Source organism: Polaromonas sp. P1_G2, from assembly GCF_056405515.1.
In genome coordinates this window covers 1-411 of the sequence record NZ_JBFUBY010001390.1, presented here as the reverse complement: position 1 = coordinate 411, position 411 = coordinate 1, and the positions used below count along the sequence as shown (strand labels likewise).

The 411-nt window shown below is 58.4% G+C and carries 1 protein-coding gene; it reads right to left on the bottom strand.

Going from position 1 to position 411, the window contains the following annotated elements:
* Nucleotides 1-89: 89 nt before the first annotated feature.
* A partial coding sequence (locus tag AC1D0P_RS30710) for an invasion associated locus B family protein (protein ID WP_477680186.1) occupies nt 90-411 on the bottom strand: 322 nt, incomplete at its 5' end.

Here is a 411-nt window from a genome sequence, read left to right as displayed (position 1 = left end):
GATCGGATGTCATGGCAAATGCCTTTATGGCGTGAACAGGCGTCTAAAATAGGGTCCTGTCGAAACAGGATCAAGCGGTTCCCATTCCGTTACAGGGATTTCAGCCCGTCGGAAATTCCCTTGAGGTCCACCGGAATGCCCATGCCGTCTTCCTCTGCCGAAAGGAAAACGGTGAACACCGCCTGCTTGCCGGATTTCAGCTTGTCGACCACCTGGTCGCTCAGCACGGCATCGGAAAAGCAGCCGAGCGATGAGCAGAGGACGAAATAGGACCGCCCGAGATCGACGCCGTCGACATAGAGGCCGACGCCGGCCGGCAGATAGACATGTGCCTCGAGTGGCAGGGCTGTCCTGAGGACCGTGACCGACTTCTTGCTCGCCGGATCGACATAGCGCAGAAGAGCCACCGAC